Origin of the sequence: Nocardia sp. NPDC049707, from assembly GCF_040674855.1 — a bacterium.
In the GTDB taxonomy this organism is placed as follows: Bacteria; Actinomycetota; Actinomycetes; order Mycobacteriales; family Mycobacteriaceae; genus Nocardia.
In genome coordinates this window covers 149,268-163,549 of record NZ_JBFANN010000006.1, presented here as the reverse complement: position 1 = coordinate 163,549, position 14,282 = coordinate 149,268, and the positions used below count along the sequence as shown (strand labels likewise).

The following is a 14,282-nucleotide window of genomic DNA, read 5'->3' as shown; positions in this document are numbered from 1 at the left end:
CGCGTTCGGTGGATCCAGAATTTTTACCCGGCGCCGAACAGTGTGAGGCACCGACGCACCTGTGAATTGGTGTCGTCGTGATTATCGACCGAGATTATTTCCTGATCGTCCGATTCCGCTGCGGCTGTTCATGTCCGTGTAATTGACTACTCATCCGGTCGTGCCGACATCACCGGTTCCGCTCGGTGATGTCGGGTTCCGGGTCCGCTGCGGGACTGGCTACGATGGCTACCGCATCTGGTCATTGCCTGCCGGTGCGGAAAGTCGTCGAAAGGAATCCCGTGCTGCGCACCCACTTGGCTGGTTCGCTGCGAAGCGAGCACGCCGGTCAGACCGTCACCCTCACCGGCTGGGTGGCCCGGCGTCGTGACCACGGTGGCGTGATCTTCATCGATCTGCGCGATGCGTCGGGTGTGGCGCAGGCGGTGTTCCGCGAGGGCGAGCCCGCGGCGCAGGCGCACAAGTTGCGCGCCGAATTCTGTGTGCAGGTCACCGGGCTGGTCGAACGGCGGCCCGATGGCAACGAGAACCCGGAGCTGCCGACCGGTTCGATCGAGGTCAACGTCACCGAACTCGAGGTGCTCAACGAGAGTGCGCCGCTGCCGTTCCAGCTCGACGAGCAGCCCGGTGACGAGGCCCGCCTCAAGTACCGCTACCTCGACCTACGCCGCGAGGCGCCGGGTAAGGCCATCCGGCTGCGCTCGAAGGTCAACGCCGCCGCCCGCACGGTGCTGGCCCGTCATGAGTTCGTCGAGGTCGAGACCCCGACGATGACCCGCTCGACGCCCGAGGGCGCCCGTGACTTCTTGGTGCCCGCGCGCCTGCAGCCGGGCAGTTTCTATGCGTTGCCGCAGAGTCCGCAGCTGTTCAAGCAGCTGCTGATGGTCGCCGGTATCGAGCGGTACTACCAGATCGCGCGCTGCTACCGCGACGAGGACTTCCGCGCCGACCGTCAGCCCGAGTTCACCCAGCTCGACCTCGAGATGAGCTTCGTGCGCCAGGAGGACGTGATCCTGGTCGCCGAGGAGATCCTGGATGCGCTGTGGAAGCTGGTCGGCTATGAGATCCCGTTCCCGATTCCGCACATGACCTATGCCGAGGCGATGCGCCGCTTCGGTAGCGACAAGCCGGACCTGCGGTTCGGCGTAGAAATCACCGAATGCACCGAGTATTTCACGGAGACCCCGTTCCGGGTGTTCCAGGCGGAGTACGTGGGTGCGGTCGTGATGCCGGGCGGTGCGAGCCAGCCGCGGCGTCAGCTCGACGCCTGGCAGGAGTGGGCCAAGCAGCGCGGCGCCAAGGGGCTGGCGTATGTGCTGGTGCAGGAGGACGGCACGCTCGGCGGTCCGGTCGCCAAGAATCTCAGCGAATCCGAGCGTGAGGGCCTGGCAAAGCACGTCGGTGCGGTACCGGGTGACTGCGTGTTCTTCGCTGCGGGCCCGACCAAGGCGCAGCGCGCGCTGCTCGGTGCGGCGCGTGGCGAGATCGCGCGCAAATGCGGTCTGATCGACGAGAACGCGTGGGCGTTCGTGTGGATCGTGGATGCGCCGATGTTCGAACCCGCCGCCGAGGCCACCGCGAGTGGCGAGGTGGCACTTGGTCATTCGGCATGGACCGCGGTGCACCACGCGTTCACCTCGCCCAAGCCGGAGTCGCTGGACACCTTCGACACCGACCCGGGCTCGGCCCTGGCCTACGCGTACGACATCGTCTGCAACGGAAATGAGATCGGCGGCGGCAGTATCCGTATCCATCGCCGCGATGTGCAGGAGCGCGTCTTCAATGTGATGGGCATCGGGCACGACGAAGCGCAGGAGAAGTTCGGCTTCCTGCTCGACGCGTTCTCCTACGGCGCCCCGCCGCATGGCGGTATCGCCTTCGGCTGGGACCGGATCACCGCGCTGCTGGCCGGAATGGATTCCATCCGTGAGGTCATCGCCTTCCCGAAGACGGGTGGCGGTGTGGATCCGCTGACCGATGCGCCCGCGCCGATCACCGCGCAGCAACGCAAGGAAGCCGGACTGGACTTCAAGCCCGAGAAGAAGAAGGACGAGGCCGGCGCGGGTCGCCCTTCGGAATAGCGTGGGCCGTCGCTGGAACGGTACTTTCTGGTCAGTCTCATCGATGTTGACCACGAGAGGTTCCAGTGCTGCACTTACGCATGATCAGCCCGCCCGAAGTCACCGAGAAGGTGATGGCGGTGCTGAGTGCCGATCCCGGCGTCACCCATGTGACATTGGCGCCGGGTGCCGCCATCGAACCCGTCGGTGATCTGATCCAGGCCGATATCGCGCGTGAGGCTGCCAACGATGTGCTCGCCGATCTGACCTCGCTCGGCATCAAACACACCGGCGGTATCACGCTCGTCCCCGTCGAGACGGTGATCTCCGACGCGGGCGAGCGGGCGATCGAGGAGGCGCCCGGCGATCCGACCGACGCGGTCGTGTGGGAGGAACTGCTCGCGCAGACGCATGAGGAGTCCGAGCTCACCCTGAGCTTCGTCGCCTTCCTCACCATCGCCTGCCTGCTCGCGGCCGTCGGCGTGGCCACCGACTCATCGGTGACGATTGTCGGCGCCATGGTGGTCGGGCCGGAATTCGGGCCGCTGGCCGCCTTTTCGGCGGGGCTGTGGCGGCGCGATTTCCGACTCGCCCGCAAGTCGGCGGTCGTGTTGCTGGTGGCATTTCCGGTGGCGATGGTCATCACACTGTTGGCGACCTTGCTGTGGGAGCAGTTCGGCTGGATCACCATGACCGGTGTGGAAGCCGTCCAGAACGTCGACTTCATCTATGAGGTCGGGCCGTTTTCGCTGGTAGTCGCACTGCTGGCGGGTGCGGCGGGCATGCTCGCGCTGGTGACGGCGAAATCGGCGGCGCTGGTCGGGGTGTTCATTTCGGTGACGACTGTGCCCGCGGCCGGATTCGCGGTGATCGCGGCAACTTTGGGCCAGTGGCATATCGCGTTCATGTCGGTGGGGCAGCTTGCGGTGAACCTCGCCGGCATCGTCACGGCCGGGGTGCTCGTGCTGGCGCTGCGCCCGCCGACGGGCCGTGAGGGCGGCCCCATCGCACGTTTCAGGCAGTGGTGGTGGACGCGGTCACTGTCCTCGAAGTGACCGCCAATTCTGTTGCGGGGCTGGACGCTAGGAAACGGACGTGGTGCCGCCGGTGAGTGCCCGGTAGGCGTAGGTCACCGCGATCGTGCAGACCGGTCCGGCGACGAGTAGTCCGAAGCCGCACAGCAGGGTGGCGACAAAGGTGATGACCAGCACCGCGAGGGCGAGTAGCAGCACCTGCCCGATATTGGTGATGACCAGCGTCGCGCTGGATTTGATCGCGGCGAACGGACCCTGTTCCTGATCGACAACGAAATGCAGTGAGAACATGCACAGGAATCCGGCGATCAGACCGGGTACGAAGCACAGCGCCGCACCGATCCAGGTGAGCGTGAAAGCGAGCAGGGCCGTCAAGAGGGCATTGCCCGCATTCACGAAATTGAAGTAGGAAGCGAAAGTCTGTTTGTTGCCGTCGGTTTCGTAGAGGGCGCCGCGGATCATCGCGGCCTGTAGCAGCCAGATCGCGACCATGACCACCAGGAAGACCAGCAACAGACTGAACAGCGAATTCGGTTGCACGACTTGGACGATGAGCACGAAGGCGAGATAGATGATCACGCCGAGCGCGGCAACCGCCAGCCAGGGGCCGAAATTCGCGCGGAACTTCTCCCAGCCGTAGCTCAGGGCGTTGCCGACATCGAGGGTGATCGGTGTGCCGGGGGCGGATTGGTAGCCATAGGTCGGTGCGTCGGGCCGGGAGCCTGGGGTCATGGTGCCGGGGGGCGGCATGGTGCCAGGGGGCGGCATAGTGCCAGGGGGCGGCATGGTGCCGGGAGGCGGCATGGTGCCGGGCTGTGTAGCGCCGGGCGGCATTGCGCCGGGAGGTACGGCACCGGGCGGCATGGTGGCAGGTTTCGCCAGACCGGGTGCTACTGCGTCAGCAGGTTCGAAGCCGGGCTGCATTGCGCCCGACGGGACCGCACCGGCAGGCGTCGCGGCAGCTGCAGGAGGCATTGCGCCGGGGGGCATTGTCACGGGCTGCGCCGAGCTGGGACCGGTTCCCGGTGGACCGTAGGTCGGCTGCCCCGGTTGGCCGGGCGCGCCGACCGGTGGCGGCGGCTCCAGCGGTGCACTGCCGTATTGCGCCGCGCCGGGACCCTCGAACTGTGGGTAGCCCGCGGGCCCGGCCATCTCGTGCCTGGCGGGTTCGGTGCCCGCTTCCGTCGGTTGCGGATCGGCACTTTTGTGCTGCCTTGGACGTGCGGCGAACTGTTCGCCACCATCTTCGTCGGGCGCGCCGCCGCTCGGTTCGGGCGAGCCGGTCGGCTCGTTCGGCGTGGGCGACGGTGAGTCGGTCATTGTCTGCAGACCTTTCGACGCAACTGGTTTGCGGTGTGGCGCACGGCAGTTGACGATGAGAAAACCGGACAGCCGCAATAGTGTCAAGCACGCGGCGCCCGTTCCGCGACCTTGACGCAGACACGCCGAACGACGCGGAAAGGTTGTGTAACCGCTCGCTAGAAGTGACCCGGTGCGAGTAGCTTGATTAACGATGACCGCACTATTGGCCGAACGCGCCGCCGAAGTCGTGTCCGCAGCACAGCAGTTGCTCACAAAGCGAATGGGTGCTCCGGTAAAGCTGAGCGATCCGATGGAACTCAGCGGTAGTGGTAGGACGACAGTCCTACGCGTGCGTGTTTCAGAGAACGCCTACTCCCTGCCACGGACGCTCATCGTCAAGCAGGTTCGCGGATCCGCGGCGGACCGCAGGACGGGTGGTCTGGCGCCCGGCGTCGTCAGCATCGACTCCGCGTTTCTGCGCGAAGCCGTGTCGTATCAGTTCACCACGGCGCTCAGCCGCGAACAGCGGCCCGGCGCCTATCTGATTGCGCACAGCCTCCCGGACCGGTTGCTCGTCCTGAGTGATCTCGGGGAGAACGCCCGGCTGACGCAGGTGCTGCAATCCCGTGCGGAGCCGACGACACGCAATGCGCTCATGGCCTTCGCCCAGGCGCTCGGCCGGATGCATGCGGCAACCGTCGGGCGCGAGGCGGATTTCGTCGCGTTGCTGCGCCGGGTGGATGTGGTGCACCGGGTCGACGGCATCGCGCAACAGGCCGAGGCGGCCATCTCCGAGGTGCCCGGCATGCTGCAGCGTGAACTCGGCATCGAGGTGCCCGGTGAGATCGCCGAGCGGATCGTGCGAGGTAATCGCCTGTTCTCCGCGGGTCGCTTCCGGGCATTCAGCCCCTCGGACCTGTGCCCCGACAATGTGATCCTCAATGACGAGGGCGCCCGCTTCCTCGACTACGAATGGGGCGGCTACCGCGACGCCACCCTCGACATCGCCTACGCACTGGTGTCTTCCCCGGGCTGCCTCTGCGACTTCGAACTGTCCCGCGAGCGTGCCCAGCACATGGTCGAGGCATGGCGCGCCGAGGTCGTCGGTGTCTGGCCCGCCCTGGCCGACGACGCCGTACTCGCCGAACGCATCCTGGAAGCCCGCCTCATCTGGGTCTGGCTCAGCACTTACTGGTTCCTGCCCGCCGACCACACCCGCATCGCCTCCGCCCGCGAACACGGCCTCTCCGTTCCGCGCTCGGAAGCCCTCATCAACCGGTGGGCCGCCCTGGCCGAAGACGCGCGCTGCACTGGTGACGACGCCGTCGGTGATTTCGCCGAGGATGTGTCGGCGATGCTCGAAGAGCGCTGGGCGGAATAGGTTTCGGGCTCCTCGCTGTCGCGCCGGGAGACCTCGCACTGCTTGTCGGTGGGGTCAGAGCGAGAGGTCGGACCGGCGGGCTTCGAGGTGGGCTCGTTCGATGGCGTTTTCGGTCAGGAGTAGGGCGGATTCGTAGGCTCGGGCGGCTTCGGTGGTGCGTCCCAACTGGGTGAGGAAGGCGGCGCGGGCGGCTTCGAAGTAGCCGTAGGTGGCGAGGGAGGGTTCGCCCGCGAGGGCGTCGAGGAGCGCGAGGGCTCGCGCCGGGTTGCCGGAAAGGCCAACTGCCACCGCGTGATTGAGGCGCACGACCGGTGACGGCCAGATTCGGAGTAGCAGTACGTAGAGGCCGGTGATCTCGCGCCAGTCGGTTTCCGCCCAGGACGGTGCCTCGTCGTGGACGGCGGCGATGGCGGCTTGCAGGGTGTATCGATCCGTATGTGGCAGAGCGGTTTTCACCAGAGCGATGCCCTCGCTGATGGCCGCGCGATCCCAGCGGGAGCGGTCTTGGTGTTCGAGGGTGCACAGGCGGCCTTCGGCATCCACGCGGGCGGCGCGACGCGCGTCGGTGAGCAGAATCAGGGCCAAGAGGCCAGTGACAGCGGGGTCGTCCGGGACGAGCGCATGCATCATTCGCGCAAGTTGCAGCGCCCGGTCGACCAGATCGGCACGCACCAGCGCGTCACCCGAGGGCGCGGTGTGACCCGTGGTGAACTGCAGATGGATGACCGCGCAGATGGCATCGAGCCGGTCCGGGAGTTCGCGCACCGACGGCACCCGATATGGGATGCGCGCCACCGCGATCTTCTTCTTGGCGCGCGTGATTCGGGCTGCCATGGTCGATTCGCTGATGAGGAAGGCGCGGGCGACCTCGGCGGTGGTGACACCACAGACCAGACGCAGGGTCAGCGCGACCTGAGCCTCGCGCGCCAGGGCCGGATGGCAGCAGGTGCTGATCAGGCGCAACCGGTCATCGGGGATGGCGGCGGCCGAATCCAGTTCCGCGAGTGCGAGATCGGCGGTGTCCTCGGCTTGATCGGTGATCAGCATGGGCAGTGCGCGCTGCATGGTGGAGTCGCGGCGCAGCAGGTCGAGGCCACGGCGGCGGGCGACGGTGGTCAGCCAGGCGCCGGGTTTGGCGGGAACGCCGTGCGCGGCCCATTCGGTGAGTGCGCGTGTGTAGGCGTCCTGGACGCATTCCTCGGCGAGGTCGAAGTCGCGGACGAGCCGCACCGTCGCGGCGAGCACGAAGGCCCATTCGCGACGGTGCGCCTGGTCGACGGCCGCGGCCGCTTCGGTGTCGCTCGGCACAGGGCTAGTCGAAGGTCATGATCGGGCGCACCTCGACGCCGCCGAACCGGGCCGGCACCTGCTTGGCCACCGCGATCGCGGCGTCCAGATCCGCGGCCTCGATCAGGTAGTAGCCGCCGAGCGCCTCCTTGGCCTCGGCGAACGGGGCATCGGTCACGGTGAAATCGCCGTTATCGGTCTGCCGGATGGAGGTGGCGGTGGAAGTCGGCTGGAGTGCGCTACCACCGCGCACCGCATCGCCCGCGATCTCCTGGAAAGCCACGTGCGCTTGGTAGACCTCGCCCATGACCTGCTCCGATGCGGTTGTGTACGCGTTCTCGTCCTCGTAGATCAGCACCAGGTACTGGCTCATGTTCTCGCTCCTTCGGGTTGCGCCGGCCCGCCGATCGGGCCGTCGTATTCGTTCCGACGAGCGAGCTCGACGGAAATCGACAATCTGTCGCGAGAAAAATTCTGCTCCTTGAATCGCGTGGAGTCTCGCGAGTCGACACACATCCCGGACCTGTCGGCCCTGCTCGGTAACGTGCTCGGTGTGAGCGAAGGCCTATTCGACGTGCCCGGCGACGACGCGCCGACCGGACACTCCATCGACAGTGTGGTGCGCCGCGATGCCGGTGCGCCGCTGGCGGTGCGGCTGCGGCCCGCGACATTGGACGAGGTGGTCGGTCAACAGCATCTGCTCGGCCCCGGCTCACCGTTGCGGCGGCTGATCGAGGGTTCGGGTGCGGCGTCGGTGCTGTTGTACGGGCCGCCAGGAACCGGCAAGACCACGCTGGCCTCGCTGATTTCGCAGGCCACCGGTCGTCGCTTCGAGGCGCTGTCGGCCTTGTCGGCCGGTGTGAAGGAAGTGCGCGCGGTCATCGATGTGGCCCGCCGCCGTCTCACCGGGGGCGAGCAGACCGTGCTGTTCATCGATGAGGTGCACCGCTTCTCGAAAACTCAGCAGGACGCGTTGCTGGCCGCAGTGGAGAACCGGATTGTGCTGCTGGTCGGCGCGACGACCGAGAATCCGTCGTTCTCGGTGGTCTCGCCGCTGCTGTCGCGCTCATTGGTGCTGCAATTGCAGTCGCTCACCGCGGCCGATATCCGGCTGGTGCTCGACCGTGCGCTCACGGACCCGCGTGGCTACGACGGCGCGTACACGGTGACCGAGGCCGCGCTGGAGCACATCGTGCGGATCGCGGGTGGTGACGCCCGCCGGGCGCTCACCGCGCTGGAGGCGTCGGCGGAATCCTCGTTGAACGGCACGGTCGATGTGGATCTTGTCGAGGCCAGTGTGGACAAGGCCGCCGTCCGCTACGACCGTGCCGGTGACCAGCACTACGACGTGGTGAGCGCCTTCATCAAATCCATCCGCGGCTCGGATGTCGATGCGGCCCTGCACTATCTGGCCCGCATGCTCAGCGCAGGTGAGGATCCCCGCTTCATTGCCCGCCGCCTGGTGATCTCGGCGAGCGAGGACATCGGCATGGCCGATCCGATGGCGCTGCAGACCGCGGTCGCGGCGGCGCACGTCGTGCAGCTGATCGGCATGCCCGAGGCTCAGCTCACCCTGACCCACGCGACAATTCACCTGGCCACGGCCCCCAAATCCGGTGCCGTACCCGCCGCACTCGGCGCCGCGCTCGCCGATATTTCGGGAGGCAAGGCGGGTGCGGTTCCGGCACATCTACGCGACGGCCACTACGCGGGAGCCGCCGCACTCGGTAACGCCAAGGGGTACAAATACCCGCACGACGACCCGGATGGCGTACTGACCCAACAGTATCCACCCGACGAAATCATCGGCCGCGACTACTACACCCCGACCGACCACGGCGGCGAACGCGATATCCAACGCCGTGTCGAGAAGTTGCGCCGAATCGTGCGAGGCCGATAGCTCGACGCATCGTGGCTGTATCGGTGTATCGACCGTCCGGCCGAGCAGAACGGGAGGACTTGGTGATGGCCATGGCGGCTCGACCCCAATGCTGCTTACGGAGTTCGAAGAACTCGCCAGACATTCAGGGGAGACGGTGACGTTTGAGTTTCTGTACGGGAAGCTGGGGAAAGGCGGTGCCGGATGGGAATGCTGGGTCGACCCAGATCCGGCGCTGCTGGTCGTCGAGTGACGTCCGATGACTCCGATACCGACCGGCGTGACCGTGTCGAGAAGCCGTGCGCAGATACGAAGCCGGTATCCCGGTCGACCTGCTGATCGACCGCGACAGCGGAGAATCCATCGCGTTCAGTCGTCCCGAGGATGGTGTCTACGCCAGCACCATCCGGCACCGATTCGGCAAGACGGTCGTGCCGCCGGACCCGGTCGCCTCACGTGGACACCGAGGCCCTCGAGTCCTGGGTCCGCTGACCGCCTCGTGAGTGTTCGACACAACCCTGGTCGCTGAAAAAGGGGATGTGGGACACCGGTAAGCTGGATATTTGTGCAGACCCACGAGATCCGACGGCGATTCCTGGACCATTTCGTCCGTGCCGGACACACCGAGGTGCCCAGTGCCTCGCTGATCCTGGCCGACCCGACCCTGCTGTTCGTCAACGCGGGCATGGTTCAGTTCAAGCCGTATTTCTTGGGCCAGGAGGCGCCGCCGTTCCCACGCGCGACCAGTGTGCAGAAATGCGTCCGCACCGGCGATATCGAAGAGGTCGGTGTCACCACCCGGCACAACACCTTCTTCCAGATGGCGGGCAACTTCTCCTTCGGTGACTACTTCAAGGAGGATGCCATCACCCTCGCCTGGGAGTTGATCACCACATCGCAGGAGGACGGCGGCTACGGCTTCGATCCCGAGCGGATCTGGGTGACGGCCTACGAATCGGATCCGGAGGCCGCCGAGATCTGGCACCGGGTCGCGGGCATTCCGAAGGAGCGGATCCAGTTCCGCGACGGCAAGGACAACTACTGGGATATGGGTGTGCCCGGCCCGGGCGGCCCGTGTTCGGAGATCTACTACGACCGCGGCGCCGAATACGGCAAGGACGGTGGTCCGGTCGCCGACGAGGACCGCTACCTGGAGATCTGGAATCTGGTCTTCATGCAGGACATCCGCGGTGAGCAGAGCCCCAAGCTCGGCTACCCGCCGATCGGATCGCTGCCCAAGAAGAACATCGATACCGGTATGGGCGTCGAGCGCATCGCGCTGCTGCTGCAGGGCGTCGACAACGTCTACGAGACCGACCTGCTGCGCCCGATCATCGATAAGGCCGAGGAATTGACCGGCCGGTCCTACGGTGTCGAACACGAGGACGACCGCCGCTTCCGCGTCATCGCCGACCATGCCCGCACCTCGGCCATGCTGATCGCCGACGGCGTCAACCCGGGTAATGAGGGCCGTGGCTATGTGCTGCGCCGCCTGCTGCGCCGGATCGTGCGCTCGGCCCGGCTGCTCGGCGCGGATAAGCCGGTGATCGGCGAATTCATGAAGGTCGTCAGCGAGCTGATGTCGCCGTCGTATCCGGAACTGGCTACCGACTTCGCGCGGATCGAGAATGTCGCGGTGGGTGAGGAGACCGCGTTCCTCAAGACCTTGAATACCGGCTCCCGGTTGTTCGCCGACGCCGTCGACGAGGTTGCGGCCAAGGGCGGCAAGACAATTCCGGGTTCGGATGCCTTCAAATTGCACGACACCTATGGCTTCCCGATCGAGCTGACCCTGGAGATGGCGGCCGAGGCCGGACTGTCGGTCGACGAGGAGGGCTTCCGCTCGCTCATGGCCGAGCAGCGCAAGATGGCCAAGGAGGATGCGCAGGCGCGCAAGCACGGACATGCCGACCTGTCCATCTACAAGGAGTTGGTCGATCGTGGCGCAACGGAATTCACTGGTTTCGACGAGCTGACCTCCGAGGCGCACGTCCTCGCGCTGATCGCCGATGGCGTCCGGGTGCCGGCCGCGACCGCCGGTCAGGACGTCGAGGTCATCCTGGACCGCAGTCCGTTATACGCGGAGTCCGGCGGTCAGATCGCTGATCGCGGCACCATTACGGCGCAGGGCCTCAAGCTGCGGATCAACGATGTGCAGAAGATCGCCAAGAAGCTGTGGGTGCACAAGACCACGGTCGAACAGGGCCAGATCACCGAGGGCGATGTCGTTCTCGCCCAAGCCGATCCGGCCTGGCGTCACGGTGCTACCCAGGGCCACTCCGGCACGCATATGGTGCACGCCGCGCTGCGCCAGGTACTCGGCCCGAATGCCGTGCAGGCCGGTTCGCTGAACAAGCCCGGCTATCTGCGCTTCGACTTCAACTGGCAGGGCCAGCTCACCGAGCAGCAAAAGGCCGATATCGAGGCCGTCTCCAATGACGCTGTCGGCGCGGACTTCCCGGTGAATACCTTTGTCACCGATCTGCCCAAGGCCAAGCAGATGGGCGCGCTCGCGCTGTTCGGCGAGAACTACGGCGACGAGGTGCGCGTGGTGGAGATCGGCGGACCGTTCTCGATGGAGCTGTGCGGTGGTACGCACGTACAGCATTCCTCGCAGATCGGCCCGATCACCGTGCTCGGCGAATCGGCGATCGGTTCCGGTAAGCGCCGCGTGGAGGCCTTCGTCGGCCTGGACTCCTATAAGTATCTGGCGAAGGAGCGTGCGCTGCTGGCCGGTGTCGCGTCCGCGCTGAAGGTGCCTTCGGAAGAGGTGCCCGCACGCGTCGAGCAGCTCGTGGAGCGGCTGAAGGTGGCCGAGAAGGAGCTCGAGCGCACCAAGATCGCCACGGTACTCGCTTCGGCGGCCACGTTCGTCGACGAGGCTGAGCGGGTCGGTACGGTGCTGCTGGTGGCCGCCGCCGCGCCCGAAGGTGTCGCCGCGGGTGACCTGCGCACCCTCGCCACCGATATCCGTGGCCGGTTCGGCACCGAACCGGCGGTCGTCGTGCTGCTCGGCAATGCCGATGGCAAGGTGCCGTTCGTCGTAACGGTCAATAAGAGCGCGCAGGATCTCGGCTTCAAGGCCGGAGATCTGGTCGCCAGCTTCGGCCCGAGCATTTCCGGTCGCGGCGGCGGCAAGCCGGAGATGGCGCAGGGCGCGGGTTCGGACCCCTCGGGTATCGAGGTGGGCCTGGCCGCGGTCCGTGCCCGGGTGGCCGAACTGGCCGGGTGATGGGCGACTCGGAGGGTCATCGTCCTTCGCCCGTCACCGATCCCGGCCGCGGCAGGCGGATCGGCATCGATGTCGGCAGCGTCCGAATCGGGGTCGCCTCCAGCGACCCGGACGGCATGCTCGCCACGCCTGTGGAAACGGTGGCGCGCGCGAAGCCGAATAAGCGCGCGTCCGAACCGGCCAGCGATATCGCCAGGATTGCCGAAATTGTGCGGGAGTACGAAGCTGTCGAGGTCATCGTCGGTCTGCCACGGACATTGCGCGGGGAAAAAGGGACCGCCGCCGATGCGGCGCTGGCATTCGCGGAGCGTTTGCGCGCAGTCATAGCGCCGGTGCCTATCCGACTTTCCGACGAACGTTTGACTACGGTGTCAGCTGCACGTGCATTGCGGGACAGTGGAGTTCGCGCGCGTGGCCAGCGGCACGTGATCGATCAGGCGGCCGCCGTAGCGATCCTGCAGGGATGGTTGGACGAACGGAGTGCGGTGTTGAAGTCGGCCGAGGCAGCGTCTGAGTGCGGAGACGGTGCATGACGGATCGATGGGCGCAAGCCGAGGAACGTTTCCGTCAGCGCGAGGCTGAGCGGCGTTACCGGCGAAACGACCAGGCATGGGAGGAATACGAGGACGACACGACGGTTATCCCGCGCTATATCGACGAAGATTACGATGAGCCGGTCGATGCCGGGGCTTCGCAGCGTGCTGCTCCGCAGCGTGCCGAGCGTGGGGAACCGCGGCGCGGGCGTCGCCAGCGGGCCGAGGGTGCGCAGCCGCGCCGGTCCCGCGATGACGGGTTGGATGATGGACGCTCCGGTGCCGCGGCCGAGCGGTCCGGTCGCGGCCGGTCCGAGCGCGGCGGAAGTCGGACCGAGGAGCGTGTGGAGTCCCGCTCGGAGCGTCGGCGCAGTGCGCCCGCGCGCGGCCGACGGTCCCGGGCGGCCTCCCGCAAGGCCGCCGAGCGGAAGAAGCGCCGCCGGAATCTGTGGCTCATGGGTGCGCTGTTCGTGGCGTTGTTCGCCGGCGCCGCGGTGTTCGCTGGGTTGAAAGTCGTCAAGATGTTCGGCGCGCCCGAGGATTTCGCGGGCCCAGTCGGACCGCTGGTGGTGGTGCAGGTGCATCCGGGCGACACGTCGAACCAGATCGCGGAGGAGATGCAGAAGAAGGGCGTCGTCGCGAGCAGTCAGGCCTTCTTTCAAGCGGCCATGCGCAATTCGAATATGAGTTCGGTGCAGCCTGGCTACTACGCGATCCCGAGCCACAGCCCGTCCACGCAGGCGGTGGTGGCGCTGCTCGGCAAGAGTTCGCGGGTCGGCAATCTGGTCGTCTCGGAGGGACGGCAGCTACACGACCAGCACGACGTGAATACCGGCTCGCGTAAGGACGGCATCTACCGCAAGATCGCCGACGCCAGCTGCGTCGGCACCGGCACGAATCAGAAGTGCATCACCTACGAGCAGCTCGACACCGCCGGGGCGGGTGCGGATCTGACCGCCCTCGGCGTGCCGAGCTGGGCCGAGCAGCGGGTGCGTGACGTGCCGGACCGCGGCAGGCAGCTGGAGGGCCTGATCGCCGCGGGCACCTGGGATTTCGATCCGAGTGGTACACCTGAGCAGATCCTGAAGCAGCTGGTCAGCGCGAGTGCGCAGGGCTACGAGTCGACCGGTCTGCTGCAGTCGGGCGCCGAAACGAAGCTGAATCCGTACCAGACTCTGATCGCCGCCTCGCTGGTGGAACGCGAAGCGCTGCCGCAGGATATGGGCAAGGTGGCGCGGGTGATCGTGAACCGGCTCGCGGACAGCCAGCCGCTGCAGTTCGACTCGACGGTGAACTACGCATTGGACCGCACCGAGGTCGCGACCACCGACACCGACCGCACCAAGCGCACGCCGTGGAACACCTACGCCATGCCGGGATTGCCTGCGACCCCGATCTCCGCGCCGTCGTTGAATGCGTTGCGCGCGATGGAGAATCCGGAGCAAGGGACCTGGTTGTACTTCGTGACCATCGATAAGCAGGGGACCACCTTGTTCACCGAGAGCTACAACGAACATCTGCGCAATATCGAAAAGGCCAGGCAGAGCGGAATTCTCGACAGTGGGCGGTGAGGC

Annotated in this window: 11 protein-coding genes; 8 read left to right on the top strand and 3 right to left on the bottom strand. The window is 66.5% G+C overall.

Going from position 1 to position 14,282, the window contains the following annotated elements; translation table 11 throughout:
• The first annotated feature begins 281 nt into the window (after positions 1 to 281).
• Together aspS and AB0J29_RS08915 are read left to right on the top strand one after the other, a co-directional pair.
• On the top strand, positions 282 to 2,081 hold the full coding sequence (aspS, locus tag AB0J29_RS08920) for an aspartate--tRNA ligase (RefSeq protein WP_364781594.1): 1,800 nt from the start codon (positions 282 to 284) through the stop codon (positions 2,079 to 2,081).
• 65 nt (positions 2,082 to 2,146) lie between these two features.
• Positions 2,147 to 3,115: a DUF389 domain-containing protein gene (locus AB0J29_RS08915; protein ID WP_364781591.1), complete on the top strand. Its 969-nt coding sequence runs from the start codon at positions 2,147 to 2,149 to the stop codon at positions 3,113 to 3,115.
• A gap of 27 nt (positions 3,116 to 3,142) precedes the next feature.
• Here the strand turns inward: AB0J29_RS08915 and AB0J29_RS08910 are convergent, their stop codons facing one another.
• Positions 3,143 to 4,414 (bottom strand): hypothetical protein, encoded by a 1,272-nt coding sequence (locus tag AB0J29_RS08910; protein ID WP_364781588.1) that lies wholly within the window; start codon positions 4,412 to 4,414, stop codon positions 3,143 to 3,145.
• 193 nt (positions 4,415 to 4,607) lie between these two features.
• Here AB0J29_RS08910 and AB0J29_RS08905 point away from each other — a divergent pair, with 193 nt between their 5' ends.
• A complete protein-coding gene (locus AB0J29_RS08905; RefSeq protein WP_364781585.1) occupies positions 4,608 to 5,777 on the top strand; it encodes a kinase in 1,170 nt (389 codons plus the stop codon).
• A 54-nt stretch (positions 5,778 to 5,831) separates the two neighbouring features.
• Here the strand turns inward: AB0J29_RS08905 and AB0J29_RS08900 are convergent, their stop codons facing one another.
• Together AB0J29_RS08900 and AB0J29_RS08895 are read right to left on the bottom strand one after the other, a co-directional pair.
• On the bottom strand, positions 5,832 to 7,085 hold the full coding sequence (locus tag AB0J29_RS08900) for a sigma-70 family RNA polymerase sigma factor (protein ID WP_364781582.1): 1,254 nt from the start codon (positions 7,083 to 7,085) through the stop codon (positions 5,832 to 5,834).
• A 4-nt stretch (positions 7,086 to 7,089) separates the two neighbouring features.
• Positions 7,090 to 7,437, bottom strand: a complete 348-nt coding sequence (locus tag AB0J29_RS08895; protein WP_364781579.1) for a YciI family protein — start codon at positions 7,435 to 7,437, stop codon at positions 7,090 to 7,092.
• 150 nt (positions 7,438 to 7,587) lie between these two features.
• Here AB0J29_RS08895 and AB0J29_RS08890 point away from each other — a divergent pair, with 150 nt between their 5' ends.
• The 5 genes from AB0J29_RS08890 (at position 7,588) to AB0J29_RS08870 (ending at position 14,279) form a co-directional block, all read left to right on the top strand.
• Positions 7,588 to 8,964 carry a replication-associated recombination protein A gene (locus AB0J29_RS08890; protein ID WP_364781797.1) on the top strand — a complete coding sequence of 459 codons (1,377 nt, stop codon included), beginning with the start codon at positions 7,588 to 7,590 and terminating at the stop codon, positions 8,962 to 8,964.
• Between the two features lie 278 nt (positions 8,965 to 9,242).
• A complete protein-coding gene (locus AB0J29_RS08885; RefSeq protein WP_364781576.1) occupies positions 9,243 to 9,446 on the top strand; it encodes a hypothetical protein in 204 nt (67 codons plus the stop codon).
• A gap of 62 nt (positions 9,447 to 9,508) precedes the next feature.
• A complete protein-coding gene (alaS, locus tag AB0J29_RS08880; protein WP_364781573.1) occupies positions 9,509 to 12,175 on the top strand; it encodes an alanine--tRNA ligase in 2,667 nt (888 codons plus the stop codon).
• Positions 12,175 to 12,708 (top strand): Holliday junction resolvase RuvX, encoded by a 534-nt coding sequence (ruvX, locus tag AB0J29_RS08875; RefSeq protein WP_364781570.1) that lies wholly within the window; start codon positions 12,175 to 12,177, stop codon positions 12,706 to 12,708. Before alaS ends, ruvX begins: the two co-directional genes overlap by 1 nt.
• Positions 12,705 to 14,279 carry an endolytic transglycosylase MltG gene (locus tag AB0J29_RS08870; RefSeq protein ID WP_364781567.1) on the top strand — a complete coding sequence of 525 codons (1,575 nt, stop codon included), beginning with the start codon at positions 12,705 to 12,707 and terminating at the stop codon, positions 14,277 to 14,279. The genes ruvX and AB0J29_RS08870 overlap by 4 nt, the downstream gene beginning before the upstream one ends.
• Positions 14,280 to 14,282 lie beyond the last annotated feature (3 nt).